The organism is Buttiauxella cochleicola, from assembly GCF_021282405.1.
Lineage (GTDB): Bacteria > Pseudomonadota > Gammaproteobacteria > Enterobacterales > Enterobacteriaceae > Buttiauxella > Buttiauxella massiliensis.
On record NZ_JAJSOU010000005.1, the window covers coordinates 80170 to 105567 of the forward strand.

27 protein-coding genes and 1 riboswitch are annotated in these 25398 nt (G+C 51.6%); of the genes, 20 read left to right on the top strand and 7 right to left on the bottom strand.

The window, feature by feature from the left end; all coding sequences use genetic code 11:
* Window positions 1-21: 21 nt before the first annotated feature.
* The 8 genes from metK to ruvX all read left to right on the top strand — a co-directional run bounded on the left by metK (window position 22) and on the right by ruvX (window position 7312).
* The gene (gene metK / locus LVQ79_RS08190) at window positions 22-1176 is read left to right on the top strand and encodes a methionine adenosyltransferase (protein ID WP_034457781.1); all 1155 of its coding nucleotides are present in this window, start codon (window positions 22-24) and stop codon (window positions 1174-1176) included.
* 407 nt (window positions 1177-1583) lie between these two features.
* Window positions 1584-2978: a sugar porter family MFS transporter gene (locus LVQ79_RS08195; RefSeq protein WP_151993157.1), complete on the top strand. Its 1395-nt coding sequence runs from the start codon at window positions 1584-1586 to the stop codon at window positions 2976-2978.
* Window positions 2979-3050: 72 nt separating this feature from the next.
* Window positions 3051-3566 carry a SprT family zinc-dependent metalloprotease gene (locus LVQ79_RS08200; protein ID WP_232864563.1) on the top strand — a complete coding sequence of 172 codons (516 nt, stop codon included), beginning with the start codon at window positions 3051-3053 and terminating at the stop codon, window positions 3564-3566.
* Window positions 3567-3658: 92 nt separating this feature from the next.
* Window positions 3659-4366 carry a deoxyribonuclease I gene (gene endA, locus LVQ79_RS08205; protein ID WP_232864564.1) on the top strand — a complete coding sequence of 236 codons (708 nt, stop codon included), beginning with the start codon at window positions 3659-3661 and terminating at the stop codon, window positions 4364-4366.
* A 53-nt stretch (window positions 4367-4419) separates the two neighbouring features.
* The gene (rsmE, locus tag LVQ79_RS08210; protein WP_151993154.1) at window positions 4420-5151 is read left to right on the top strand and encodes a 16S rRNA (uracil(1498)-N(3))-methyltransferase; all 732 of its coding nucleotides are present in this window, start codon (window positions 4420-4422) and stop codon (window positions 5149-5151) included.
* A 152-nt stretch (window positions 5152-5303) separates the two neighbouring features.
* Window positions 5304-6251 carry a glutathione synthase gene (gene gshB, locus LVQ79_RS08215; RefSeq protein ID WP_232864565.1) on the top strand — a complete coding sequence of 316 codons (948 nt, stop codon included), beginning with the start codon at window positions 5304-5306 and terminating at the stop codon, window positions 6249-6251.
* Window positions 6252-6329: 78 nt separating this feature from the next.
* Window positions 6330-6893: a YqgE/AlgH family protein gene (locus LVQ79_RS08220; protein ID WP_151993152.1), complete on the top strand. Its 564-nt coding sequence runs from the start codon at window positions 6330-6332 to the stop codon at window positions 6891-6893.
* Window positions 6893-7312 (top strand): Holliday junction resolvase RuvX, encoded by a 420-nt coding sequence (gene ruvX / locus LVQ79_RS08225; RefSeq protein ID WP_034457792.1) that lies wholly within the window; start codon window positions 6893-6895, stop codon window positions 7310-7312. The genes LVQ79_RS08220 and ruvX overlap by 1 nt, the downstream gene beginning before the upstream one ends.
* Here the strand turns inward: ruvX and LVQ79_RS08230 are convergent.
* The 3 genes from LVQ79_RS08230 to LVQ79_RS08240 are packed head-to-tail and all read right to left on the bottom strand — an operon-like array spanning window position 7309 to window position 9038.
* The gene (locus tag LVQ79_RS08230) at window positions 7309-7773 is read right to left on the bottom strand and encodes a type II toxin-antitoxin system HicB family antitoxin (RefSeq protein ID WP_232864566.1); all 465 of its coding nucleotides are present in this window, start codon (window positions 7771-7773) and stop codon (window positions 7309-7311) included. The genes ruvX and LVQ79_RS08230 overlap by 4 nt on opposite strands.
* Window positions 7774-7796: 23 nt before the next feature.
* Window positions 7797-7979 (bottom strand): type II toxin-antitoxin system HicA family toxin, encoded by a 183-nt coding sequence (locus tag LVQ79_RS08235; protein ID WP_151993150.1) that lies wholly within the window; start codon window positions 7977-7979, stop codon window positions 7797-7799.
* Between the two features lie 54 nt (window positions 7980-8033).
* Window positions 8034-9038 (bottom strand): type IV pilus twitching motility protein PilT, encoded by a 1005-nt coding sequence (locus LVQ79_RS08240; RefSeq protein ID WP_232864567.1) that lies wholly within the window; start codon window positions 9036-9038, stop codon window positions 8034-8036.
* Window positions 9039-9053: 15 nt separating this feature from the next.
* Here LVQ79_RS08240 and LVQ79_RS08245 point away from each other — a divergent pair, with 15 nt between their 5' ends.
* The 5 genes from LVQ79_RS08245 to hemW are packed head-to-tail and all read left to right on the top strand — an operon-like array spanning window position 9054 to window position 12376.
* Window positions 9054-9758, top strand: coding sequence for a YggS family pyridoxal phosphate-dependent enzyme (locus tag LVQ79_RS08245; protein ID WP_232864712.1), 705 nt, complete (start codon window positions 9054-9056; stop codon window positions 9756-9758).
* 25 nt (window positions 9759-9783) lie between these two features.
* Window positions 9784-10338 (top strand): YggT family protein, encoded by a 555-nt coding sequence (locus LVQ79_RS08250; protein ID WP_232864568.1) that lies wholly within the window; start codon window positions 9784-9786, stop codon window positions 10336-10338.
* Complete coding sequence (gene yggU, locus LVQ79_RS08255; RefSeq protein ID WP_064513708.1) at window positions 10335-10625, top strand: DUF167 family protein YggU; 291 nt, start codon at window positions 10335-10337, stop codon at window positions 10623-10625. Before LVQ79_RS08250 ends, yggU begins: the two co-directional genes overlap by 4 nt.
* Before the next feature lie 28 nt (window positions 10626-10653).
* Window positions 10654-11247 carry an XTP/dITP diphosphatase gene (locus LVQ79_RS08260; protein ID WP_232864569.1) on the top strand — a complete coding sequence of 198 codons (594 nt, stop codon included), beginning with the start codon at window positions 10654-10656 and terminating at the stop codon, window positions 11245-11247.
* The gene (hemW, locus tag LVQ79_RS08265; protein ID WP_232864570.1) at window positions 11240-12376 is read left to right on the top strand and encodes a radical SAM family heme chaperone HemW; all 1137 of its coding nucleotides are present in this window, start codon (window positions 11240-11242) and stop codon (window positions 12374-12376) included. Before LVQ79_RS08260 ends, hemW begins: the two co-directional genes overlap by 8 nt.
* A gap of 44 nt (window positions 12377-12420) precedes the next feature.
* Here hemW and LVQ79_RS08270 read toward each other — a convergent pair whose 3' ends face one another.
* The gene (locus tag LVQ79_RS08270; protein ID WP_232864571.1) at window positions 12421-13599 is read right to left on the bottom strand and encodes a sugar efflux transporter; all 1179 of its coding nucleotides are present in this window, start codon (window positions 13597-13599) and stop codon (window positions 12421-12423) included.
* Between the two features lie 141 nt (window positions 13600-13740).
* Window positions 13741-13902, bottom strand: coding sequence for a glucose uptake inhibitor SgrT (gene sgrT / locus LVQ79_RS08275; RefSeq protein ID WP_232864572.1), 162 nt, complete (start codon window positions 13900-13902; stop codon window positions 13741-13743).
* A gap of 93 nt (window positions 13903-13995) precedes the next feature.
* On the opposite strand from sgrT, the gene sgrR reads away from it, so the two are divergent.
* The 4 genes from sgrR (at window position 13996) to thiQ (ending at window position 19206) form a co-directional block, all read left to right on the top strand.
* Window positions 13996-15654, top strand: coding sequence for an HTH-type transcriptional regulator SgrR (sgrR, locus tag LVQ79_RS08280; RefSeq protein ID WP_232864573.1), 1659 nt, complete (start codon window positions 13996-13998; stop codon window positions 15652-15654).
* Window positions 15655-15690: 36 nt separating this feature from the next.
* Window positions 15691-15790: riboswitch (TPP riboswitch) on the top strand.
* A 36-nt stretch (window positions 15791-15826) separates the two neighbouring features.
* On the top strand, window positions 15827-16810 hold the full coding sequence (gene thiB, locus LVQ79_RS08285; RefSeq protein ID WP_232864574.1) for a thiamine ABC transporter substrate binding subunit: 984 nt from the start codon (window positions 15827-15829) through the stop codon (window positions 16808-16810).
* Complete coding sequence (gene thiP, locus LVQ79_RS08290) at window positions 16786-18423, top strand: thiamine/thiamine pyrophosphate ABC transporter permease ThiP (RefSeq protein ID WP_232864575.1); 1638 nt, start codon at window positions 16786-16788, stop codon at window positions 18421-18423. Before thiB ends, thiP begins: the two co-directional genes overlap by 25 nt.
* 78 nt (window positions 18424-18501) lie before the next feature.
* Window positions 18502-19206: a thiamine ABC transporter ATP-binding protein ThiQ gene (gene thiQ / locus LVQ79_RS08295; RefSeq protein ID WP_232864576.1), complete on the top strand. Its 705-nt coding sequence runs from the start codon at window positions 18502-18504 to the stop codon at window positions 19204-19206.
* Here the strand turns inward: thiQ and LVQ79_RS08300 are convergent.
* Together LVQ79_RS08300 and araC are read right to left on the bottom strand one after the other, a co-directional pair.
* Complete coding sequence (locus LVQ79_RS08300) at window positions 19190-19963, bottom strand: DedA family protein (protein WP_232864577.1); 774 nt, start codon at window positions 19961-19963, stop codon at window positions 19190-19192. The two genes, thiQ and LVQ79_RS08300, sit on opposite strands and share 17 nt — an antisense overlap.
* Before the next feature lie 211 nt (window positions 19964-20174).
* A complete protein-coding gene (araC, locus tag LVQ79_RS08305) occupies window positions 20175-21020 on the bottom strand; it encodes an arabinose operon transcriptional regulator AraC (protein ID WP_151993138.1) in 846 nt (281 codons plus the stop codon).
* 339 nt (window positions 21021-21359) lie between these two features.
* Here araC and araB point away from each other — a divergent pair, with 339 nt between their 5' ends.
* From araB to araD, 3 genes are all read left to right on the top strand, one after another.
* A complete protein-coding gene (gene araB, locus LVQ79_RS08310; protein WP_232864578.1) occupies window positions 21360-23066 on the top strand; it encodes a ribulokinase in 1707 nt (568 codons plus the stop codon).
* A 10-nt stretch (window positions 23067-23076) separates the two neighbouring features.
* Window positions 23077-24579: an L-arabinose isomerase gene (araA, locus tag LVQ79_RS08315; protein WP_232864579.1), complete on the top strand. Its 1503-nt coding sequence runs from the start codon at window positions 23077-23079 to the stop codon at window positions 24577-24579.
* A gap of 102 nt (window positions 24580-24681) precedes the next feature.
* Window positions 24682-25377 carry an L-ribulose-5-phosphate 4-epimerase gene (araD, locus tag LVQ79_RS08320; protein WP_232864580.1) on the top strand — a complete coding sequence of 232 codons (696 nt, stop codon included), beginning with the start codon at window positions 24682-24684 and terminating at the stop codon, window positions 25375-25377.
* Window positions 25378-25398 lie beyond the last annotated feature (21 nt).

Here is a 25398-nt window from a genome sequence, read left to right on the forward strand (position 1 = left end):
TTCTCTTAGGGTGAATAAAACATGGCCAAACACCTCTTTACGTCCGAGTCTGTATCAGAAGGGCATCCCGATAAAATCGCTGACCAAATCTCCGATGCGGTGCTTGATGCGATCCTGGAACAGGATCCAAAAGCGCGCGTAGCTTGCGAAACTTACGTGAAAACCGGCATGGTTCTGGTTGGCGGTGAAATCACCACCAGCGCCTGGGTTGATATCGAAGAGATCACTCGTCAAACGATTCGTGAAATCGGCTACGTGCATTCTGATATGGGCTTTGATGCCAACTCTTGCGCAGTGCTGAGCGCTATCGGTAAGCAGTCCCCGGATATCAATCAGGGCGTTGACCGTACTGACCCGCTGGAGCAAGGTGCAGGCGACCAGGGCCTGATGTTTGGTTATGCGACCAACGAAACCGACGTGCTGATGCCAGCGCCAATCACTTACGCACACCGTCTGGTTCAACGCCAGGCTGAAGTTCGTAAGAATGGCTCACTGCCATGGTTGCGTCCGGATGCAAAAAGCCAGATCACCTTCCAGTATGACGACGGTAAAATCGTTGGCATCGATGCGGTTGTGTTGTCTACTCAGCATTCAGAAGATGTTGCGCTTAAAACGCTGCAAGAAGCTGTGATGGAAGAGATCATCAAGCCAGTTCTGCCAGCAGAATGGTTGAATGCTTCCACTAAATACCACATCAACCCAACAGGCCGTTTTGTTATCGGTGGCCCAATGGGTGACTGCGGTCTGACCGGTCGTAAAATTATCGTTGATACCTACGGCGGCATGGCTCGTCACGGCGGCGGTGCATTCTCTGGTAAAGATCCATCTAAAGTGGACCGTTCTGCAGCGTATGCGGCACGTTATGTGGCGAAAAACATCGTTGCTGCTGGCCTTGCTGACCGCTGTGAAATCCAGGTTTCTTACGCAATCGGCGTTGCTGAGCCAACTTCCATCATGGTTGAAACCTTCGGTACTGAGAAAATCTCTACCGAGCAATTGACCCTGCTGGTACGTGAGTTCTTCGACCTGCGTCCGTACGGCCTGATTCAGATGCTGGATCTGCTGCACCCAATCTACAAAGAAACCGCAGCATACGGTCACTTTGGTCGTGAGCATTTCCCTTGGGAAAAAACCGACAAAGCAGAATTGCTGCGTGATGCTGCTGGCCTGAAATAACTCCTCGCCAATTCACCATCAAACTTTAAAGGCCAGCGCTTCGCTGGCCTTTTTCATTTTTCACTCCCCTTCAGTACTTAAACCCTCTTCCCGCAAAATCTCTCGTAACAAACAACACCAGTGGAAACGGTTACATTGTCGTTAACAAGGCATTAATTAAGACAGTTCTGCATGACAACATTTTGTTGCTGCGCTAGTTACAAAACATTTCAGATTAGTCTTGCATGGAAAATTTTGGTTTTATTTTCTACACTCAATTCACTGTTTTAATTAAATAAATTATACATACAGTTCTTGACACTAGTGTAACCGATTACACTAACGTGAGTTGAATCACACAATTTTACGTCGCGTTAACCTAACCTTAATAGCGAGATATCCCCCAAATTATTCAACTGGAGAGCACTATGCCTGAAATAAAAAAACAAGGGCGCTCGAACAAAAGCATGACCTTTTTTGTCTGTTTTCTTGCAGCCCTGGCCGGTTTGTTATTTGGCCTCGATATCGGCGTGATTGCCGGTGCGTTACCGTTTATCGCTAAAGATTTCCAGATAACTGCGCACCAGCAAGAGTGGGTTGTGAGTTCGATGATGTTTGGTGCCGCTGTCGGTGCCGTTGGCAGCGGTTGGCTCTCCTTCCGCATCGGGCGTAAATACAGCCTGATGATTGGCGCAGTACTTTTCGTTGCAGGTTCACTGTGCTCGGCTTTTGCACCGAACACTGAAATTCTGATTCTCTCCCGTGTATTGCTCGGCCTGGCCGTGGGTGTTGCGTCTTATACCGCCCCGCTTTACCTGTCAGAAATTGCTCCTGAGAAAATCCGTGGCAGCATGATCTCGATGTACCAGTTGATGATTACCATCGGTATTCTTGGCGCTTACCTTTCCGATACAGCTTTCAGCTATAACGGCTCATGGCGCTGGATGCTGGGTGTTATCACCATTCCTGCGTTGATCTTGCTTGTTGGCGTCTTCTTCCTGCCAGACAGCCCACGTTGGTTCGCCGCAAAACGTCGCTTCCATGATGCTGAGCGTGTCCTGATGCGCTTACGTGACACCAGTGCCGAAGCAAAACGCGAACTGGAAGAAATCCGTGAAAGCCTGAAGGTGAAACAAAGCGGATGGTCATTATTTAAAGAAAACAGCCACTTCCGTCGTGCCGTGTTCCTGGGTGTTCTGCTTCAGGTGATGCAACAGTTCACCGGTATGAACGTCATCATGTATTACGCACCGAAAATCTTCGAAATTGCCGGCTTCACCAATACCACCCAGCAAATGTGGGGCACCGTTATCGTTGGGCTTATCAACGTACTGGCAACCTTCATTGCGATTGGTCTGGTAGACCGTTGGGGCCGTAAACCTACACTGGTACTGGGCTTCATGGTTATGGCCGTGGGCATGGGCATTCTCGGTACGATGCTCCACGTCGGCATTCATTCCCAGGGTGCGCAATACTTCGCTATCGCCATGCTGCTGATGTTTATCGTTGGTTTTGCAATGAGTGCCGGCCCGCTGATTTGGGTACTGTGTTCTGAAATCCAGCCGCTTAAAGGGCGTGATTTTGGTATCACTTGCTCAACCGCCACCAACTGGATTGCGAACATGATTGTCGGTGCAACGTTCCTGACCATGCTTAACACGCTGGGCAATGCGAATACCTTCTGGGTATACGCCGCGTTGAACCTGTTCTTTATTGTTCTCACTGTGTGGCTGGTTCCGGAAACTAAACACGTTTCCCTGGAACACATCGAACGTAACCTGATGAAAGGTCGCCGGTTACGTGAGATTGGTGCTCACAACTAAGCAATAGCCGCCCTTCTCCTTAACGGGAGAAGGGCTTGCACCCTGTACCACCTCGCACTATTCTTTGCCGCTATGAAATCCCCAAGACTCCCCATCGCCATCCAACAAGCCGTTATGCGTTGCCTACGGGAAAAGCTTCAACAGGCAAATCTGCACTTAGGCCGTAACTACCCGGAACCGAAGCTGGTATATCAGCAGCGAGGCACGGCTGCGGGCACCGCATGGATGGATAGCTACGAAATCCGCCTCAACCCGGTGTTGTTAATGGAAAACCAGCAAACCTTTATTGATGAGGTGGTGCCGCACGAACTGGCTCATTTGTTGGTGTGGAAACACTTTGGTCGCGCTGCGCCACATGGCAAAGAGTGGAAATGGATGATGGAAACAGTGCTTGGTGTTCCTGCCCGCCGGACACATAAGTTTGAAGTGCAATCCGTTCGCAAAAACACCTTCCCGTATCGCTGCCGTTGCCAACAACATCAGTTGACGGTGCGCCGTCATAACAAAGTTTTGCGCGGCGAATCAGAATACCGCTGCGTGCAATGTGGCGACCTGTTAAAATCTGACGTTACAACTCCCTGTAATTAAAAATATTATTCATAAAGTTTCCTGATTTAGCTTATTGAATCCCAATAAAGCTTCAAGTACCGTGCGAGCACGTTTTAAAAAGGATTCTGGAAATGTCTCGCAAAATTTCTTTGGCTGTTGCACTTGTTGCAGCCCTCTGCTCTTTCTCTACGTTCAGCGCCGGTATCAATAATTTCTCTCAGGCAAAAGCGGCTGGCGTCAAAGTGAATGCCGACGCGCCAGGTGATTTCTATTGCGGATGTAAAATTAACTGGGAAGGGAAAAAAGGTGTTCCCGATCTAGCGTCATGCGGCTACAAAGTGCGTAAAAATGAAAACCGCGCCTCACGTATCGAATGGGAACATGTTGTTCCAGCCTGGCAATTCGGCCATCAGCGCCAGTGTTGGCAAGATGGTGGCCGTAAAAACTGCGCTAAAGACCCGGAATATCGCAAGATGGAAAGCGATATGCATAACCTGCAACCGGCGGTTGGTGAAGTTAATGCTGACCGTAACAACTTTATGTATAGCCAGTGGAATGGCGGTGAAGGCCAGTATGGACAATGTGCCATGAAAGTGGACTTTAAAGAGAAGATTGCCGAGCCACCAGAGCGTGCCCGTGGTGCCATCGCCCGCACCTACTTCTATATGCGTGACCAATATCAGCTCAACCTTTCTCGCCAGCAAACCCAACTATTTGAGGCGTGGAATAAGCAATATCCAGTCACCACCTGGGAGTGTGAGCGCGACGAACGCATCGCTAAAGTTCAGGGCAATCATAACCCTTATGTGCTGCGGGCTTGCCAGGCACAAAACAGCTAACCTACACTAGCGGGAATTGTTATCACTGTTCCCGCTTTTGGATATTAAAAACCATGCGTATACCCCGCATTCATCACCCTGAACTCCTTTCCGTCGGCCAGGACATCGCGCTTTGCGAAGATGCAGCAAACCATGTTGGTCGCGTACTGCGCATGAGTGCAGGCCACGCGTTGCAATTGTTTGACGGCAGCAATCAGATTTTTGAGGCTGAAATTGTTCAGGCCGATAAAAAAAGCGTGCGGGTCAAAGTCCTGAGCGCAAATGTTGATGACCGTGAGTCCCCACTTCATCTACATCTCGGTCAGGTGATGTCGCGCGGTGAAAAGATGGAATTCACTATTCAGAAAGCAGTCGAGCTGGGTGTGAACGTGATTACGCCTTTGTTTTCCGAACGCTGTGGCGTAAAACTGGATGCCGAGCGCCTGAATAAGAAGCTCGGCCAGTGGCAGAAAATTGCTATTGCAGCCTGCGAGCAATGCGGTCGAAATATCGTGCCGGAAGTGCGCCCGGCGATGGATCTTGAAGTGTGGTGTGCTGAAGAAGATGCGAGTCTGAAGCTCAATCTGCATCCTCGTGCCAGCGCCAGTATTAATACCTTGCCGCAACCTGTTGAACGTGTGCGCCTGCTAATTGGCCCAGAAGGCGGTTTAACGGCGGATGAAATTGCCATGACCGCACGTCACCAGTTTACTGATATTCTGTTGGGACCTCGCGTTCTGCGTACTGAGACTACCGCGCTCACCGCCATTACCGCGCTGCAAGTGCGTTTTGGCGACCTGGGCTAAAAACTGGTACAAGGCTATCTTTTTTGCCATTCTGGCCTTGGGCAGTGCTCGCATTCTCACGTACTAATGTACGCTGCGAATACTGCGCGCTGTCCGCACCCAGACTGCCCGCAACGATAACGCCCTGTAGCCAGCTTTAATGGAGAAAAACAATGATCAAGCTCGGCATCGTGATGGACCCCATCGCAAACATTAACATCAAGAAAGACTCAAGCTTTGCCATGCTGCTGGAAGCACAGCGCCGTGGTTATGAACTGCATTACATGGAAATGGCCGATCTGTATTTGATCAACGGCGAAGCACACGCACGCACTCGCCTGGTCACTGTCGAGCAGAACTACGATAAATGGTACAAATTTGGTAGTGAGCAAGACATCCAGCTTGCCGATCTCGACGTCATCCTGATGCGTAAAGATCCTCCGTTTGATACCGAATTTATCTACGCGACGTATATTCTTGAGCGCGCCGAAGAACAAGGCACGTTGATCGTTAACAAACCGCAAAGTCTGCGCGATTGTAACGAAAAGCTGTTCACCGCCTGGTTTGCTGATTTGACGCCAGAAACGCTGGTGACACGCAACAAAGCGCAGCTTAAAGCATTCTGGCAAAAGCACGGCGACATCATCCTCAAGCCGTTAGATGGCATGGGTGGTGCTTCAATTTTCCGTGTTAAAGAAGGTGACCCTAACATTGGTGTTATCGCGGAAACGCTGACTGAACTCGGCAACCGTTACTGCATGGCGCAAAATTACCTGCCTGCGATTGTCGATGGCGACAAGCGTGTTCTGGTGGTTGATGGCGAACCTGTGCCGTATTGCCTGGCGCGTATTCCGCAAGGTGGCGAAACTCGTGGTAACCTGGCAGCTGGTGGCCGTGGCGAACCGCGTCCGTTGACCGATAGCGACTGGGAAATTGCCCGTCGTGTTGGCCCAACGCTTAAAGCTAAAGGGCTGATTTTTGTTGGCCTGGATATCATCGGCGATCGCCTGACTGAGATTAACGTCACCAGTCCAACCTGTATTCGTGAAATCGAAGCTGAATTCCCGGTTTCTATAACTGGCATGTTGTTTGATGCTATCGAGACACGTCTGGCAAAATAGTCCTGTGAGCGGGTTTAGCCCGCTCAGTAGTGATAAACTGACTGCTCGCTTTTTCAACCGGAACCAGAACCTCTGACAATGAATTTACAGCATCACTTTCTAATTGCCATGCCGGCGCTCCAGGACCCATTGTTTAAGCGTGCTGTCGTTTATATTTGCGAATACAACGAAGACGGTGCGATGGGGATAATCATTAATAAACCCCTCGAAAATCTCAAGGTTGACGGTGTCCTGCAAAAACTAAAGATCGACCCGGAGCCACGTGATCCAGCTATTCGCCTTGATAAGCCTGTTTTTATTGGCGGCCCGCTGGCGGAAGACCGTGGTTTTATTTTGCATTCCGCCCCAGACTGTTTCGCCTCCAGTATCCGTATTTCAGATGACACGGTGATCACCACATCTCGCGATGTCCTGGAAACCATCGGCACGGCAAAACAGCCTGCGGATGTGATTGTCGCACTCGGTTATTCCTCGTGGGAAAAAGGCCAACTGGAACAAGAGATTCTGGACAATGCGTGGCTAACAGCTCCGGCAGATGCCTCTATTCTTTTCCACACCCCGATTTCTGAACGCTGGCGTGAAGCCGCAAAATTAATCGGCATTGATATCCATAACATGCCAAGTGAAGCGGGACACGCCTGATGAGCAGTGGAACTTTATTAGCCTTTGATTTCGGTACCAAAAGTATTGGTGTCGCCATCGGCCAACGCATTACCAGGACGGCACGCCCCTTAACTGCACTGAAAGCACAAGACGGCACACCCGACTGGAACGTTATCGAGAAAATCCTCAAAGAGTGGCAACCCGATGAAGTCGTCGTAGGCTTGCCACTGAATATGGATGGCACCGAGCAACCACTCACCGCACGTGCACGTAAATTTGCCAACCGCCTGCATGGCCGCTTTGGCGTAAAAGTCTCTTTGCAGGATGAACGCCTCAGCACCGTGGAAGCACGCGCTGGGTTATTCGAGCACGGCGGTTTCCGCGCCCTCAATAAAGGCAGTATTGACTCTGCATCGGCGGTTATCATTCTTGAAAGCTGGTTTGACTATAATCCTTAGTCTTTTTTGTTGTCAGGCATATCTGAAGACTCATTAATCAACTCATGCCTTGCTGCGACCGCCAGAAAATGACTGCGATCCCGGTAACCCGATGATGGCTGTTTTACACGGTTATCAATTCGTTCCAAAAGGGCATCTGGCAGTGAAATATTGATCCGCTGCTGCTTTCCTTCCAGGGCTGACAAATCCACATCCACGAGCAGCCACTGGCTACAATACGCATATTCTGGATTTGCCGCGTAGACGAATGGCCCGGCATCTTTAAGCTGGGTGATATCCATACCGCGCTCAACCATTAGATCAACAATCAACAAAATGGCTTCGCGTACCATTTCTGCGATTTCATCCTGATAATCTGCCGCTGATACACAGCCAAACTCATCATTGCATAACGCCGGCACAACCAGACCGAACGCTTCGTTCTCGTTTGCAGGCATCTCCACGCCAACAGAAAAAAACATAGGTAATCTCCGTGAGTTGGGAATCATATTCCCGCGCGTTTACGAATGGATCTGACAGTACCAATGGGAAGATCTTTCTTTGGATGCGGAACCGGGAAAGTTTTCCCAGTATTTGGCGACCACCATATCCAGTGGCTGCCTCCAGAATTTCTGGCGGGTTCGCATCCTGCGGCCTTCAGTTCCTTAATAAGGTCAGAAGAATTCATGGTTTTCTCCTGACGGAAAAACAATACACACCAATACACACAGAGGCAATAATTTTAACCATCATTTTTTTCCCCATCGGCAATACGACCTTCCGCACGTAACACCGCTTCACCTTGAGCAAAACTTTGCATGCCATACTGCTGTCCAGTTTGAATCTGCCCCGGTAATTGGTGGGTTTTCCCTTCACGGATAAGGCTCGCCACGGCGGGTGTATTAACCAGTAATTCGAACACTGCCGCCCTCCCTCCACGGCTATCAGGCAATAATTTCTGCGCCAGCACTGCTTTTAAACTGCCCGCCAGTTGGCTACGCACCATGTTTTTTTCTTCTGCGGGAAAGACGTCTACGAGACGCTCCACGGCTTGCGCCGCCCCGCGAGTATGGAGTGTGGCTAATACCAGATGCCCGGTTTCTGCTGCAGTAAGCGCAAGGCGTATAGTTTCGCTGTCGCGCAATTCCCCCAGCAAAATAACGTCTGGATCTTCGCGAAGTGCCGCACGTAAACCGGCGGCAAACGATCGGCAATGCCGACCAGGCTCCCGCTGTTGAATCAAACAACGCTGCGAGTAGTGAACAAACTCGATAGGATCTTCCAGTGTGAGAATATGCCCGTCGAGCTGATGATTTAGGTGGTCTACCATTGCGGCAAGCGTGGTGGATTTCCCACTGCCTGTGGCCCCCGTTACCAGAATCAATCCATCAGCAGATTTTAGTAATTCCGGGACGATGGCAGGAATATTTAGCGACTCAATTTTTGGAGTGTGGGAAGCGAGTATCCGCAGTGCGAGTGAGTCCCCCTGCAACTGGTGAAAAGCATTGGCACGCAGCCGCGTACCGCTCGCGAGGGTGACAGCAAAATCCAATTGCCCATGCTCTTCCAGCTCTTCTCTTTGCCCGTTTGTCAGCCAGGCACCCAGCAATGTTGCTGGGGCTGGCGCGTTTTCAGGCACAGGTTCAAGCCGCCCTCGTCTGCGCCAGCGAGCAGGAAGCTGCGCGCACAGGTGTAGATCAGAGACATTATGCTTTACACTAAGGGCCACAATTTCTTCGATATCCATATCACTTTCCAACCTATGAACGAGATAGCGCACAATCTGGCACAGGTTCAGAACAAAATCCTGGCGGCAACTGAACGCTGCGGCCGTGCTCCAGAAGAAGTTACTCTGCTTGCAGTCAGCAAAACTAAGCCTGCGAGTGCCATCGCAGAAGCCGTTGCTGCCGGACAACGTATTTTTGGTGAAAACTACGTGCAAGAAGGCGTGGACAAAATTCGTTACTTTACCGAAAACGGTGAGATCCCACTGGAATGGCACTTTATCGGCCCATTGCAGTCGAACAAAAGCCGTCTGGTTGCTGAACATTTTGACTGGTGCCACACCGTCGATCGTTTGCGAATTGCAACTCGCCTGAGCGAACAGCGCCCAACTGATCTGCCGCCGCTTAACGTACTGATTCAAATTAATATTAGTGATGAGCAAAGCAAATCCGGCATTGCGCTCAGTGAGCTTGATGCACTGGCGGCTGATGTCGCTGCTCTGCCGGGTTTGGTGTTACGAGGTTTGATGGCAATTCCTGCCCCTGAACCTGATTACGAGCATCAGTTAGCGGTTTGCCAGAAAATGGCAGACGCTTTCACATCGCTCAAAAACCGTTATCCAACGGTTGATACGTTGTCCCTGGGCATGACCGATGACATGGACGCCGCGATTGCTGCAGGCAGCACCATGGTGCGCATTGGAACCGCTATTTTCGGCGCGCGGGATTACCCTGCTCGTTAATTCATTATAATTGTTGAGGAACGCCATGCTGACGTTGACTTTCCTGGTCAAAACGCTGATTGAACTGTATGTAATGGTGCTGCTGATTCGCATCTGGATGCAGTGGTCACGTTGTGATTTTTATAATCCTTTTGCACAGTTTATCGTCAAGATTACTCAACCGATTGTCGGGCCACTGCGCCGGGTAATTCCATCCATTGGCCCGATTGATACATCTTCATTGTTGCTGGCGTTTATTCTCACCACATTGAAGTACCCGGTTTTGCTGCTCATTCAGGTTGGCGCATTGTCGCTTGACCCGATGAACTTGCTTGTTGGCTTGTTATCACTGCTCAAATCCGCCGGTACGCTGGTGTTTTGGGTGATTATTATCCGCTCGCTGATGAGCTGGATAAGCCAGGGCCGCAGCCCAATTGAATACGTTTTGATGCAACTAACTGAGCCTATGATGGCGCCAATTCGCCGCGTGCTTCCAGCCATGGGTGGCATCGATTTTTCAGCGATGATCGTCATTTTGATTCTCTATGCGCTGAATTACCTCGGCATGGACTTGTTCCCGGGGCTTTGGTATTTGCTGTGAGTGCAGTGAGTCTTAACTCTGACGGGCTGGTTTTACGGCTGTATATTCAGCCTAAAGCCAGCCGGGATAGTATTATCGGGCTGCATGGCGACGAGCTAAAAGTCGCCATCACCGCCCCGCCGATAGACGGCAAAGCCAACGCCCATCTGGTAAAGTACCTGGCTAAGCAGTTCAAAGTTGCCAAAAGCCAGGTGCTGCTTGAGAAAGGCGAACTGGGCCGTCATAAACAAATTAAGATTATCGACCCGCAACACATCCCGACGGAAGTCGCGGCTTTGCTCGAATAATTAGCCAATTTCACAGGATTTTCTCACTATGCAAAAAGTTGTCCTCGCGACCGGTAACGCCGGTAAAGTGCGTGAACTCGCCGATTTACTGGGCGATTTTGGTCTGGATGTGGTGGCGCAAACTGAGCTGGGCGTTGAGTCAGCCGAAGAAACCGGCCTGACGTTTATCGAGAATGCGATTCTGAAAGCACGCCATGCATCACAAGTTACCGGCCTGCCTGCAATTGCCGATGACTCCGGTCTGGCTGTTGATGTGCTGGGTGGCGCGCCGGGGATTTACTCCGCACGCTATGCAGGTGTTGATGCCTCAGATCAGCAGAACCTGGAAAAGTTACTCACTACATTGAAAGATGTGCCGGACGAGCAACGTAAAGCGCGATTCCATTGTGTGCTGGTGTATATGCGCCACGCAGAAGATCCAACGCCACTCGTGTGTCACGGTTGCTGGGAAGGTCAGATTACCCACGAAGCTGCAGGCCAGGGTGGCTTTGGCTACGACCCTATTTTCTTCGTCCCGAGTGAAGGCAAAACTGCCGCTGAACTGACTCGTGATGAAAAACGTGCGATTTCCCACCGTGGACGCGCACTAAAACTGTTACTGGAAGCAATGAAAAATGGCTAATTTGCCACCTCTGAGTCTCTATATTCACATCCCGTGGTGCGTACAGAAGTGCCCCTACTGTGACTTCAACTCTCATGCACTCAAAGGCGACGTACCGCACGACGAGTATGTCGCCCACCTGTTGCGCGATCTGGAAAATGACGCGCCAATGGCACAAGGACGTGAAATAAAGACCATCTTTATTGGTGGCGGTACGCCGAGTTTGCTTTCAGGCGAGGCGATGCAAAACCTGCTCGACGGTGTGCGTGCTCGCCTGCCGTTGGCAGCTGATGCGGAAATCACAATGGAAGCTAACCCCGGGACGGTAGAAGCAGACCGTTTCGTGAGTTACCAGCGCGCCGGCGTGAACCGCATTTCTATCGGTGTGCAGAGTTTCAGCGAACCGAAACTCAAGCGCCTGGGGCGTATTCACGATTCTGGCGAAGCAAAGCGTGCAGCACATCTGGCTAGCGGGCTTGGCTTGCGCAGCTTTAACCTGGATCTCATGCACGGCTTGCCGGATCAATCTTTGGAAGAGGCGCTCGACGATTTGCGCCAGGCGATTGAGCTCAATCCTCCGCATCTTTCGTGGTATCAGCTGACGATTGAGCCGAATACTTTGTTTAGCTCACGCCCGCCAAAATTGCCGGATGATGACGCGTTATGGGATATTTTCGAGCAAGGCGACAAGCTGTTGACCGCTGCGGGATATCAGCAATATGAAACCTCAGCCTATGCAAAACCGGGTTACCAATGCCAGCACAATCTGAACTACTGGCGCTTTGGTGATTACCTGGGGATTGGCTGCGGTGCGCACGGTAAAGTTACATTTCCAGACGGCCGTATTTTGCGCACCGCAAAAACACGCCATCCGCGCGGTTATATGGAAGGTAAATACCTCGATAAGCAGCACGATGTTGAACAAGCCGACAAGCCATTCGAGTTCTTTATGAACCGTTTCCGCCTGCTGGAAGCAGCGCCACGCAACGAATTTAGCCTGTATACCGGGCTTGATGAGTCGGTGATTCGTGCGCAGTTAGACGAAGCAATTGCGAAGGATTATTTGGTTGAGACAGAAGATTTTTGGCAGATTACCGAGCACGGAAAGCTGTTTTTGAATTCGTTATTAGAGATTTTTCTGGCCGACTGATTAGCTGTCGGATGACGCGCAACGTCATCCGACATTATTTCAGCTTAAATATTCTTCACCCGGCTGGTCAAAATCAACGCCAGCACCGACAGCCCGGCAATCAGCCAGTACACCGAATGGTGCCCAAAACTTTCCGCCAGTGCTCCCTGTAAAACACCCGCCAGAATCACGCCCGTCGAAATACTGTTAGTAAACAGGGTAGTCGCCGAACCCGGCCTGCCGGGCATTAAATCCTGGAACCACAACATCCCGATTCCCGCGACAATGCCGATAAACACCGCATTAAACAGCTGGAGAAGGATTAACGCAGTGCGGCTATGGAACAGAATCAAACCAACGTAAAACAACACACCCGCCGCCACAGCAATCACCATCATACGGCGTTTACCAAAACGCTTAACGTAGTAACCTGCAAGGATCATTGCCGGGATCTCAAGCCCCGCAGCCGTTCCCATCAACAGCCCCGCCAGTGATTCAGGCAGCCCTAAATCAGTGCTGACCCACAACGGCATATCAATGATGTACATAGTGTTGCAGGTCCACATCAGCATCGAGGCGATAAACAACATACGGACGTTTTTGTCTTTCCAGCCGCTGACTTGCGTAAGGGCAACATCCGCGGGCTGCTCAATCCTTGCAACTGAAGGAAGTGCGAAGAAGATTAGCGCGAGCGAGATAACGAAAATCCCGGCCGCGATAAGAAACATGGTGGTAAAACCGTAGTTTAGCGCCAGCATAAACGATAATGGTGGCCCGATAACCCACGCAAGCGAGAGCTGCGCACGCATTATCGAGCTGAACATCACCACTTCACGTGCTGAGTTATCTGCATACTCGCGGGCAAGAGCGAAGATTTGTGGCATCGCCGTGTTGGCAATAGACGCGAACATAACGCCAATGGTGATTAACGTCAGGTAATGGCGGTTAAAAGCAAACAACACGCAGTTTGCCACGGCCATAACGCAGCAAACCATAATCAGTTTTCGCCTGTCGCCCCGGTTATCTGAACGCTTCGCCAACGCAAGGCTGACGAGTATCCCGGTTATCGCATTGACGGTATAAAACATCCCAACCCAAAATGGGCGCACTTCTACTTCGCGACTTAAAAACAGGCTAAGAGTGGGCGCCTGGAGTGCCCCCGCAATCCCCATCATGAAAGCCACAATCATAAATGCGGCATATACCGGATTGAGGCGACGTCCTCGCGTCAAAAACCAAAGCATGCAGAAATTCCTTTTGTTCGAGCGCTCATTGGGTGTGCAAAACGTAAACTATACCCTAATGACGGGTATAAAAAAGCCAGCAGGAACAATCTGCTGGCCAGGTGAAATTCACCAATTCTCAGTCACACATGTATCAACGAGTTAGTGCTTTCCGGTCTCGGGAACGGTAATTTCCCACTGCATTAAGTCCTCGAGCATCTTCAGACGTTGCGTTGCTGTCAGGCGAGCCAGCCATCCAGCAGAAACATTTTGTGTTGCGGCAAAATACTGATGATAGAACTTAATAACTGGTGACCGTTTCATATACATCTCCACTTCCTCGTTTCAACGTTGATGATTATTGGCGTAATATGAGGAAAGTTAAATTGATGAGTTTCTGACGGGAGTTCCTCTTTTATGTCCAGCAGTCGTCTGCAACAACAGTTCATACGTTTATGGCAAAACTTTGAAGGTAAGCCGCAGGAAACCACGCTCAATGAGCTGGCAGATCTGCTGAATTGCTCCCGTCGCCATATGCGTACGCTGCTTAGTGCAATGCAGGAAACGGGCTGGCTCAGCTGGAAAGCAGAGGTCGGGCGCGGTAAGCGTTCACAGCTGGAATTCCTGTATACCGGCCTTGCACTCCAGCAACAGCGGGCTGAAGATCTTCTTGAGCAAGACAGGATCGATCAACTGGTGCAGATCGTTGGTGATAAAGCCGCTGTACGCCAAATGTTGATTTCGCATCTTGGCCGCAGCTTCCGCCAGGGTCGGCATATCCTGCGCGTTCTCTATTACCGTCCACTGTTAAATCTGTTACCAGGCTCGGCTTTACGTCGTTCAGAAACCCATATTGCCCGCCAAATTTTCAGCGGCTTAATTCGTATAAATGAGGAAAATGGGGAACTGGAAGCAGATATTGCCCATCACTGGCAGCAAATTTCCCCATTACACTGGCGTTTTTATTTGCGCCCCGGCATTCATTTTCACCATGGCCGCGAGCTGGACATGCTGGATGTGGTCACCTCTTTGCAGCGGATTAACGCGCTGCCGCTGTATTCGCACATTACGCAAATCACCTCACCTACCGCGTGGACACTGGATATCACCCTTTCGCAACCGGACAACTGGCTGCCGTGGTTGCTGGGTAGCGTTCATGCCATGATTCTGCCCCGTGAATGGCAAACCCTAAGCAATTTTTCACGCCAGCCAGTCGGTACTGGGCCGTACTCTGTTGTGCGCAATAACACTAACCAGCTGAAGATTCAGGCTTACGATGATTACTTCGGCTATCGCGCATTGATTGACGAGGTAAATTTCTGGGTATTGCCAGAGATCGGTGAAGATGTCAGTTGCGCAGTGCAACTATCGGGCATGCCTGACAGTGAAAAAGCCGTCGAAAGCCGCCTGGAAGAAGGCTGCTATTACATTTTGTTTGATAGACGCTCCAAATCTGGCAGTAATGACGACGTTCGCCGCTGGCTAAGCCATATGTTGGCCCCCATTCATCTGCTTTATAGCGCGGGAGCTCAAAACCAGCAGTACTGGTTCCCGGCGTATGGTTTACTGCCGCGCTGGCACCACGCACGTCCACAACCGGTGTTTGAAAAACCTGCTGGTCTGGAATCTGTAACGCTGACGTTTTACCGCGATCACGTCGAACACCGGGTTATCAGTAAAGTCATGGAGGAACTGCTGGCTCGCGCAGGCGTTAAGCTTGTGGTGCAGGAAGTCAGCTATGAGGAGTGGCACCAGGGCAATGCCGAAAGCGATATCTGGCTTAACAGCGCAAACTTCACTCTGCCTTTAGAATTCTCCCTTTATTCGCATCTGTATGAAGTCCCTCTGATTCAAAAATGCATCGAAAATGACTGGGAAACCGATACCCGGAAATGGCACAACGGCGAGCTTTCTTTGCCTGAATGGTGCCAGAAGCGAGTTGAAAACAATGATATTTTGCCATTAATCCACCATTGGTTGCGCATTGAAGGGCAGCGCAGTATGCGCGGCGTGCGTATGAACACGCTCGGCTGGTTTGACTTTAAATCGGCATGGTTTGCACCACCGGAACCTTAATACTTCCGATTCATTCACAGAATCATTACAATGCACGCGTTCTCAACGGGGTGCTAAGACGAAAGTCTGGCTGAGATAATACCCGTCGAACCTGATCCGGATAACGCCGGCGAAGGGATTTGAGGCTCAATTCTCAAAGTCCTTTGCCACCCCTAATTTAAAGAGGTGCAAAGTGTTCAAAAAATTCCTGCCGTTACTGGCGCTCGTCGCCGCCCCTGTTTTCGCCAAACCCCTGCTGACTGTTTACACCTACGACTCTTTCGCTGCCGACTGGGGCCCAGGCCCTGCGGTAAAAAAAGCCTTTGAAGCAGACTGCAATTGCGAGCTGAAATTCGTCGCACTCGAAGATGGCGTGTCACTGCTTAACCGTCTGCGCATGGAAGGTAAAAACAGCAAAGCCGACGTGGTTCTGGGGCTGGATAACAATCTGCTGGAAGCGGCTGCGCAAACCAAACTGTTCGCGCCGAGCAACGTTGACACTGGTTCACTAAAAATCCCAGGTGGCTGGAATAACAATACGTTTGTGCCGTTCGATTACGGCTATTTCGCTTTTGTGTATGACAAAAACAAACTCAAAAACCCGCCGAAAAGCCTGAAAGAACTGGTCGAAAGTGACCAAAAATGGAAAGTGATTTACCAGGATCCACGCACCAGCACCCCAGGTCTCGGCCTGCTGTTATGGATGCAAAAAGTATATGGCGACAAAACGCCTGAAGCCTGGGCGAAACTGGCCAAAAAAACCGTCACCGTCACCAAAGGCTGGTCTGAGGCTTACGGTCTGTTCCTCAAAGGCGAAGGCGACCTGGTGATGAGCTACACCACCTCGCCGGCATATCACATCATCGAAGAGAAAAAAGATAACTACGCGGCAGCCAATTTCAGCGAAGGACATTACTTGCAGGTGGAAGTTGCGGGTCGCCTGGCTTCAAGCAAGCAGCCAGAGTTGGCAGCGAAATTCATGAAGTTCATTACCACGCCTGAGTTCCAGAACACCATTCCAACCGGCAACTGGATGTACCCGGTCACAGACGTGAAATTGCCAGAAGGCTTTAATGGTCTGGTAAAACCGCAGACCACGCTGGAATTTAGCCCGCAAGACGTCTCTTCCCATCGCGCCAGCTGGATCAGTGAATGGCAACGCTCCGTCAGCCGCTAATTCCCGGTTGGCTGATTCCAGGGCTATGCGCCGCCACTCTCGTGGTAGCCGTAGCCCTGGCGGCTTTTCTGGCGCTGTGGTTTAACGCGCCGCAAACCGATATCCGCGCGTTGGTGCAGGATAGCTATTTGTGGCACGTACTTCGCTTTTCCTTCTGGCAGGCATTTCTTTCAGCCACCCTTTCGGTGTTCCCGGCCATTTTTCTTGCCCGGGCGCTTTACCGACGCCGTTTCCCTGGGCGATTAGCACTGTTACGTCTGTGCGCCATGACGCTGGTTTTGCCAGTGTTGGTGGCAGTGTTCGGTATTCTGACGGTGTATGGCCGTGAAGGCTGGCTGGCCTCACTGTGCGCCTGGCTTGGCATCGAATGGGGGTTCTCACCCTATGGCCTGAAAGGCATTTTGCTGGCCCACATCTTTTTCAACTTGCCGATGGCAACCCGCCTGCTCCTTCAGGCGCTGGAAAATATCCCCAGCGAACAACGACAGGTCGCCGCACAGCTTGGCATGCAGGGTTGGAACTTCTTCCGTTTTGTCGAATGGCCGTGGCTACGCCGTCAGATTCTTCCTGCCGCCGCGTTAATTTTTATGCTCTGCTTCGCCAGTTTTGCCACCGTGCTTTCGCTCGGCGGCGGGCCGCAGGCAACCACCATTGAATTGGCCATCTTCCAGGCACTCAGTTATGACTACGACCCTGCTCGTGCGGCACTGCTCGCAATAGTACAAATGGTTTGCTGTCTTGGCCTGGTGCTGATGAGCCAACGACTCAGTAAAGCCATTCCTGTGGGTATCAGCCAAATGCAGGGCTGGCGTGACCCGCAAGATAACCTGCGCCGGAAACTGTGCGACGGATTGTTAATTTCACTCGCACTGTTGCTGCTGTTGCCTCCGCTGCTGGCGGTCATCATTGATGGCATCAATAGTGGTTTTAACAGCGTGCTTTCCCAGCCGATTCTCTGGCAGGCATTATTCACCTCGTTAAGAATTGCAGTCGGCGCGGGATTGATAAGCGTAATCATCACGGTAATGCTGCTATGGAGTTCACGAGAATTACGCCTGCGCAACCGCGCATTTGCCGGGCAGGCGCTGGAGTTAAGCGGCATGCTAATCCTCGCGATGCCGGGTATCGTGCTGGCGACCGGCTTTTTCCTGCTGCTCAATAACACGGTAGGTTTGCCGCAATCCGCCGATGGCATTGTGATTTTCACCAATGCATTAATGGCGGTTCCCTACGCCCTGAAAGTGCTGGAAAACCCGATGCTGGACGTGGCTGAACGCTACAACAAGCTGTGCCAGTCGCTGAATATCAGCGGCTTAAACCGCCTGCGTTATATCGAGTTGCGCGCCCTGAAGCGCCCACTGGCGCAAGCGCTGGCATTTGCCTGCGTGCTGTCGATTGGTGATTTTGGCGTAGTGGCGCTGTTTGGTAATGAAGATTTCCGCACGCTACCGTTCTATCTCTATCAACAAATTGGTTCATATCGCAGCCAGGATGGTGCCGTTACCGCGCTAATTCTGCTGATACTGTGCTTTGCTTTATTCACATTGATTGAAAAACTTCCGGGACGCGATTCCCAAAATGATTCAGGTTGCAGGAAGGCGGCAAGTGAATGAAGCCTGGGAACATAGAAAACTATGTGACCTGGATGAAAGAAAGCAGCCAACACACCTGCAACTTGAAGGATGAAGGGAATGCTAAAGCTAACTGATATAACCTGGCTCTATCACCATTTACCGATGCGCTTTTCGATGCAAATTAACGCCGGAGAGCGCGTTGCGGTGTTGGGGCCTAGCGGGGCGGGGAAAAGTACGCTGCTGAGTTTAATTGCCGGTTTTCTCGCACCTGCCAGCGGGAAAATTATGCTTAATGGCAATGACCATACGGCGACGGCACCCGCACAGCGCCCGGTGTCGATGCTGTTCCAGGAGAACAATCTTTTTAACCACCTGACTGTGCGCCAGAACATTGGGCTGGGGTTAAATCCTGGCCTGAAGCTTAATGCCGCACAGCTCGAACGTCTGGCAACAATTGCCAGCCAAATGGCGATAAGCGATTTACTCGACAGGCTGCCAGCGCAGCTTTCTGGCGGTCAGCGCCAGCGTGTCGCCCTCGCCCGCTGTCTGGTTCGTGAACAACCGATTTTGCTGCTCGATGAGCCATTTTCAGCACTCGACCCGGCACTACGCCAGGAGATGCTGCAACTGCTTGATAATCTATGCCGCCAGCAACAACTGACGCTATTGATGGTGTCACACAGTATTGAAGATGCAGCGCGAATCGCTGAAAGAAGTCTTGTTGTGGTCGATGGCCGTATCGCCTGGGATGGCGACACGGCAACCTTATTAAGCGGAGAAGCTAGCGCATCAGCGCTGTTAGGAATTAGTGTTGCCCGGTGAGCACTTTCCAAAGAATGCTGCGGTAAATCGGCATCATCGGGTGCATCTGGATTGCAACAAAGCTCCCCAAGGCCAGCACCGTCATTGTTGGTGCTAACCAATGCAAACGAGATCGCGGCAAGTACTGAGTTAAACGGTCAGTACTTGCTTTACCACTGCGCCACCAGCGCCAACACAACCATCCCGCCAGCCACAGCCCCAGTGCTACTAGCAGCAAGAGCCATTTAAAGCTACTACTTTGCATATCCGCAGGAATATCAATCGCGGCACCCGCCAGAATCCCCGGCAAGAAGTAGATGGGTGGCCAGAAAATGCAGCCAATAATGTTCGGGATGATAAATTTAGAAACCGGGAGGTCTAGCATGCCTGCGACCATCGGCACCAGCGGGCGTGTCGGGCCAACAAAACGGCCGACCAGGATGGTAAACATGCTGTGCTGATGCAGCGCATGCTCGGTTTTATCCAGCAGCGCTTTGTTCTTTTTCATAAACGACCAGCGATGCAGTGGCCCTTTAAAGCGGCCTCCCAGCCAGAACGAAATCCAGTCGCCCAACAGGCAACCGACAATTCCGGCAGCCCAGGCGTGATAAAAGCCCACCTGACCGCCACCAATCAGCGCGCCAAGCCCTGCCATCATGACTGTACCAGGAAGGATTAGCCCGACCAGCGCAAGTGATTCCAGAAAGGCCACCAGCATCACCGCGAAAAGTGAATACGCCACTGACTGAGTAATAAAGTGTTCCAGCAAAGCTTCCATAAAGCATCCGTCGAGAAACGAGTGGGCGATTCTCCTGAGTGATGAGACAACCGTCAAGACATGATTTGTGTCATCCAATTATAGTTACCCAAAGTAATTCGGGCTGTATCGCAGCGGCAAGAGAACGAGTCCCGATGAGCTTACTCAAGTAAGTGATTCGGGTGAGTAAACGCAGCCAACAAAGAGACAGCGTGAAGTACGAAGGGTAAAGCTACTCACAGCCTGCACGGAATTCACTCGGGCTGGCACCGGTACATTTCTTAAAGACGCGAGAAAAATAGAGCTGGTCTTCAAAACCGACATTGCGCCCGACGCTGGCAATCGGCATGCGGGTCGTGCTCAACAACAGTTTTGCCTGCAGGATGCGTTGGTCTTCGCGCCAGCTTAAAACACTGACACCAAGCTGCTGACGGAACAGATGCGACAGACGTGAAGGCGATAAACAGACATGCTGCGCCACACCTGCAATATCAAAATGGTTATCGGCCAGATGGTCGCTGATGTACTGGCAGGCATCGCGAACGCGGTTATCAAGCGGTGGATTGAGGGATGCGCTCAGCACTTCCATACGCCGCAACAACAGCTGCTCTAATAGGTTAATCGCCAGTAATTCGGCGTAGCGCCCTTCTGCCTGCCCGGATTCAATTATCTGGCCAAACAACTGTGAAAAATTCTGCTGATGGGCGTCATCAGGACGGAAGAAACCGGTATGCGCAAAGATAGGGTCCCAGTTTAACCACTCCTGCCAGTACGCACGCGGGCGGAAGTAAACCCACTGGTGATACCACTCTTTGCTATCCGGAGCGCGGCCATAGTGATGCACCTCACCCGGGGGGAACAACAGAATATCGCCAGGGCGGCAAACGTAGTTTTTACCCTGATTATTGATAACTCCTTCACCCTTCACCGTTAAATTCAGGATGTAACCTTTCATTCCTAACGGGCGGTCGATGAAAAAATCCAGCGGCCCTTCGGCTTCAATCGGCGTTAATCCCGCGACTAAATGGGCATTAAAAGAGTACCCCGGCAACAGTGGGTCATTTTGCATTTCAGCCATCTACAAGCTCGCTATTCAAGAAGGGTGTAGAAACAATTTGTCCATATCCGTGCTATTCCTTGCCAGGGCAACACTGTCTGAACCGTAAACCGTCAGATTCTCATCATAAAGCCGCAATTTACCTGCACCTATGCTTTTTATCTGACAACCTGGGGGTTTTAAGAAGATAACCAATGTGTTTATAAAAGTAGCAGAAATATCCACATCGATTATTTGCGGGGCGTCACACTTCTCAACGGCACAGCACATTTCTCCATAACTACAGCGAATACGACCTGACTGTTTTTCTGCATAAAAACTAATGTCATTTCCATAGATAACAGGTCAGGGAGTTTAAAAATGTCGATTGCGCTGGGCCTCGATTTTGGTAGCGATTCTGTTCGCGCTTTAGCCGTTGATTGTGAAAACGGTGCAGAGCTTGCGACCAGTGTGGAATGGTATCCGCGCTGGCAAGAAGGCCAATACTGCGACGCCCCAAATAACCAGTTTCGCCATCACCCACGAGACTATATTGAGTCCATGGAACGGGCAGTAAAAACCGTTCTCGCCGAACTGACGGCTGAACAGCGCGCCCGGGTTCGTGGTATTGGCGTTGACAGCACCGGCTCAACACCCGCGCCAATTGACGCTAACGGCAATGTGCTGGCACTCACCCCAGAATTTGCCGACAACCCGAACGCCATGTTCGTGTTGTGGAAAGATCACACCGCGGTAGAAGAAGCCGAAGCTATTACCCGCTTGTGCCACCAGCCTGGGAAAAATGACTATTCCCGTTATATCGGCGGCATTTACTCCAGCGAATGGTTCTGGGCGAAAATCCTGCACGTTACCCGTGCCGACCAAAAAGTAGCGCAAGCTGCTGTGTCGTGGATTGAATTGTGTGACTGGGTCCCGGCGCTGCTTTCCGGCACAACTCAACCACAGGATATTCGCCGTGGACGCTGTAGCGCCGGGCATAAATCCTTGTGGCATGAAAGCTGGGGCGGTCTGCCTCCGGCGAGTTTCTTTGATGAGTTAGATCCGGTGATTAACCAGAATCTGGCTTACCCGATGTTTACCGAAACCTGGACTGCGGATATTCCGGTGGGCAACCTTTCCGCCGAATGGTCTGAGCGCCTTGGTTTGCCACAAAGCGTGGTAGTTTCCGGTGGCGCGTTTGACTGCCATATGGGTGCCGTTGGGGCTGGTGCGCAGCCGAACACGCTGGTGAAAGTTATCGGCACTTCTACTTGCGACATTTTGATTGCTGACAAACCCACCGTTGGCGACCGCGCAGTAAAAGGTATTTGTGGGCAAGTTGATGGTAGCGTGATCCCTGATTTTATCGGCCTCGAAGCCGGGCAATCGGCATTCGGCGATATCTACGCCTGGTTTGGCCGTGTCCTTGGCTGGCCGCTGGAACAACTGGCGCTTGCGCATCCGGAACTGAGCGAACAAATCAACGCCAGCAAGAAGCAGTTGCTGCCAGCGCTTACTGAAGCCTGGGCGAAGAATCCTTCCCTTGAACATCTGCCGGTAGTGCTCGACTGGTTTAACGGCCGTCGCACCCCGAATGCCAACCAGCGCCTGAAAGGTGTAATCACCGATTTAAACCTGGCGACAGATGCACCCGCGCTGTTCGGTGGGCTGATTGCCGCAACCGCCTTTGGTGCCCGGGCGATTATGGAATGCTTCACCGAGCAAGGAATTCCCGTCACTAACGTGATGGCACTTGGCGGTATTGCACGCAAATCCCCGGTCATCATGCAGGTCTGCGCTGATGTACTGAATCGCCCGCTACAAATTGTCGCTTCTGACCAGTGCTGTGCATTAGGCGCGGCCATTTTTGCCGCTGTTGCCGCGGGTATTCACGCAGATATTTCCCGCGCCCAACTCGCCATGGCCAGCCAGATTGAAAGCACACTGCAACCCGATTCTCAACGCGCCGAGCGCTTTGAACAGCTCTATCGCCGTTACCAGCAATGGGCGATTAGCGCGGAACAACACTATCTCCCTTCTGCCCCAGCTGCGGTTACTCGTGTAGCTCAGGCCACTGTGACCCATTAAGGACATGACGATGAACATTTTTGAACAATATGAAGTGTGGTTTGTAATTGGCAGCCAGCATCTCTACGGTGCGGAAACGTTGCGTCAGGTGAATCAACACGCCGAGCAGGTTGTGAATGCGCTCAACAAAGAAGCCAAACTGCCGTGCAAACTGGTGTTAAAACCATTGGGCACGTCGCCGGATGAAATTACCGCTATCTGCCGCGATGCCAGCTACAGCGATAAGTGCGCAGGGATGGTGGTGTGGCTGCACACCTTCTCGCCAGCAAAAATGTGGATCAACGGCCTGAGCATCCTGACCAAGCCGCTGCTGCAATTCCATACCCAGTTCAATGCGCAAATCCCATGGGGCAGCATTGATATGGACTTTATGAACCTGAACCAGACCGCGCATGGCGGCCGCGAGTTCGGTTTCATCGGCGCACGTATGCGCCAGCAGCACACAGTGGTGACCGGCCACTGGCAAGATCCGCAAGCCCATCAACGCATAGGTTCCTGGATGCGCCAGGCGGTGTCAAAACAAGATACTCGTCAGCTAAAAGTGGTGCGTTTTGGCGACAACATGCGTGAAGTTGCCGTGACCGATGGCGACAAAGTTGCCGCGCAGATGAAGTTCGGTTTCTCAGTCAATACATACGCCGTTGGCGACCTGGTTCAGGTCGTGAATGCTGTTAGCGACGGCGACGTCAATGCGCTGGTCGATGAATACGAAAGCAGCTATCGCCTGACAGCCGCCGCGCAAATCAACGGCGATAAACGCCAAAACGTACTGGATGCCGCGCGCATCGAACTGGGAATGAAACAGTTCCTTGAGCAAGGCGGATTTAATGCCTTTACCACCACATTTGAAGACCTGCACGGCCTGAAGCAACTTCCTGGCCTGGCAGTGCAACGCCTGATGCAACAAGGCTACGGCTTTGCGGGCGAAGGCGACTGGAAAACCGCCGCTCTGCTTCGCATCATGAAGGTGATGTCAACCGGTCTGCAGGGCGGCACCTCTTTCATGGAGGACTACACCTATCACTTTGAAAACGGCAACGATATGGTGCTCGGTTCCCATATGCTGGAAGTTTGCCCATCCATTGCTCTTGCTGAAAAACCAATCCTTGATGTTCAACACCTGGGGATCGGTGGCAAGGACGATCCTGCACGTTTGATCTTCTCCACCCAAACTGGTCCGGCACTTAACGCGAGCCTTATTGATCTGGGCGATCGTTTCCGTCTGCTGGTGAACTGCGTTGATACCGTTGAAGCTCCTCACCAGTTGCCGAAACTTCCTGTGGCGAATGCACTGTGGAAAGCGCAGCCGGATCTGCCAACCGCTTCTGAAGCATGGATCCTGGCTGGTGGTGCGCACCACACCGTGTTCAGCCAGTCTCTGACGCTTGACGATATGCGCCTGTTCAGCGAACTGCACGGTATCGAACTGGCGGTTATTGATAACGACACCCGCCTGCCTGCGTTTAAAGATTCGCTGCGCTGGAACGAGGTTTATTACAGCTACAAACGTTAGTCAGGAGAACGGTGGATGGCGCGTGCGCTTATCCACCCTACAACTTCAAGTAGGTCGGATAAGCACACGCGCCATCCGACACTAATTTGACCGGGACTTAATATGTTAAAAGATCTCAAACGTCAGGTACTCGAAGCGAATCTCGCGCTGCCGAAACATAATCTGGTGACGCTCACCTGGGGCAATGTCAGCGCGGTGGATCGCGAGCGCGGTGTGCTGATCATCAAACCGTCCGGTGTCGATTACAGCGTGATGACGGCAGAAGATATGGTGGTGGTGAGTCTCGAAACCGGCGAAGTGGTTGAAGGTAATAAGAAACCTTCGTCCGACACACCAACCCACCGCCTGCTGTACCTGCAATTTCCGCACATCGGCGGTATCGTCCATACCCACTCGCGCCACGCGACCATTTGGGCGCAGGCCGGGAAATCCATTCCCGCAACGGGCACCACCCACGCGGATTACTTCTACGGCACCATTCCTTGCACCCGCAAAATGACCGATGAAGAGATCAATGGCGATTACGAATGGCAAACCGGCGAAGTGATTGTAAAAACTTTTGCTGAGCGTGGAATCGACGCAACACAGATGCCCGGCGTGCTGGTGCATTCACATGGCCCGTTTGCCTGGGGAAAAGATCCGGTCGATGCGGTACATAATGCCATCGTGCTGGAAGAAGTCGCCTATATGGGCATATTCTGCCGCCAACTTGCGCCGGAATTACCTGATATGCAGCAAACTCTGCTCGATAAACACTACCTGCGTAAACATGGTGCAAAAGCCTATTACGGGCAGTGAACACTGTATATAAAAGCAGTA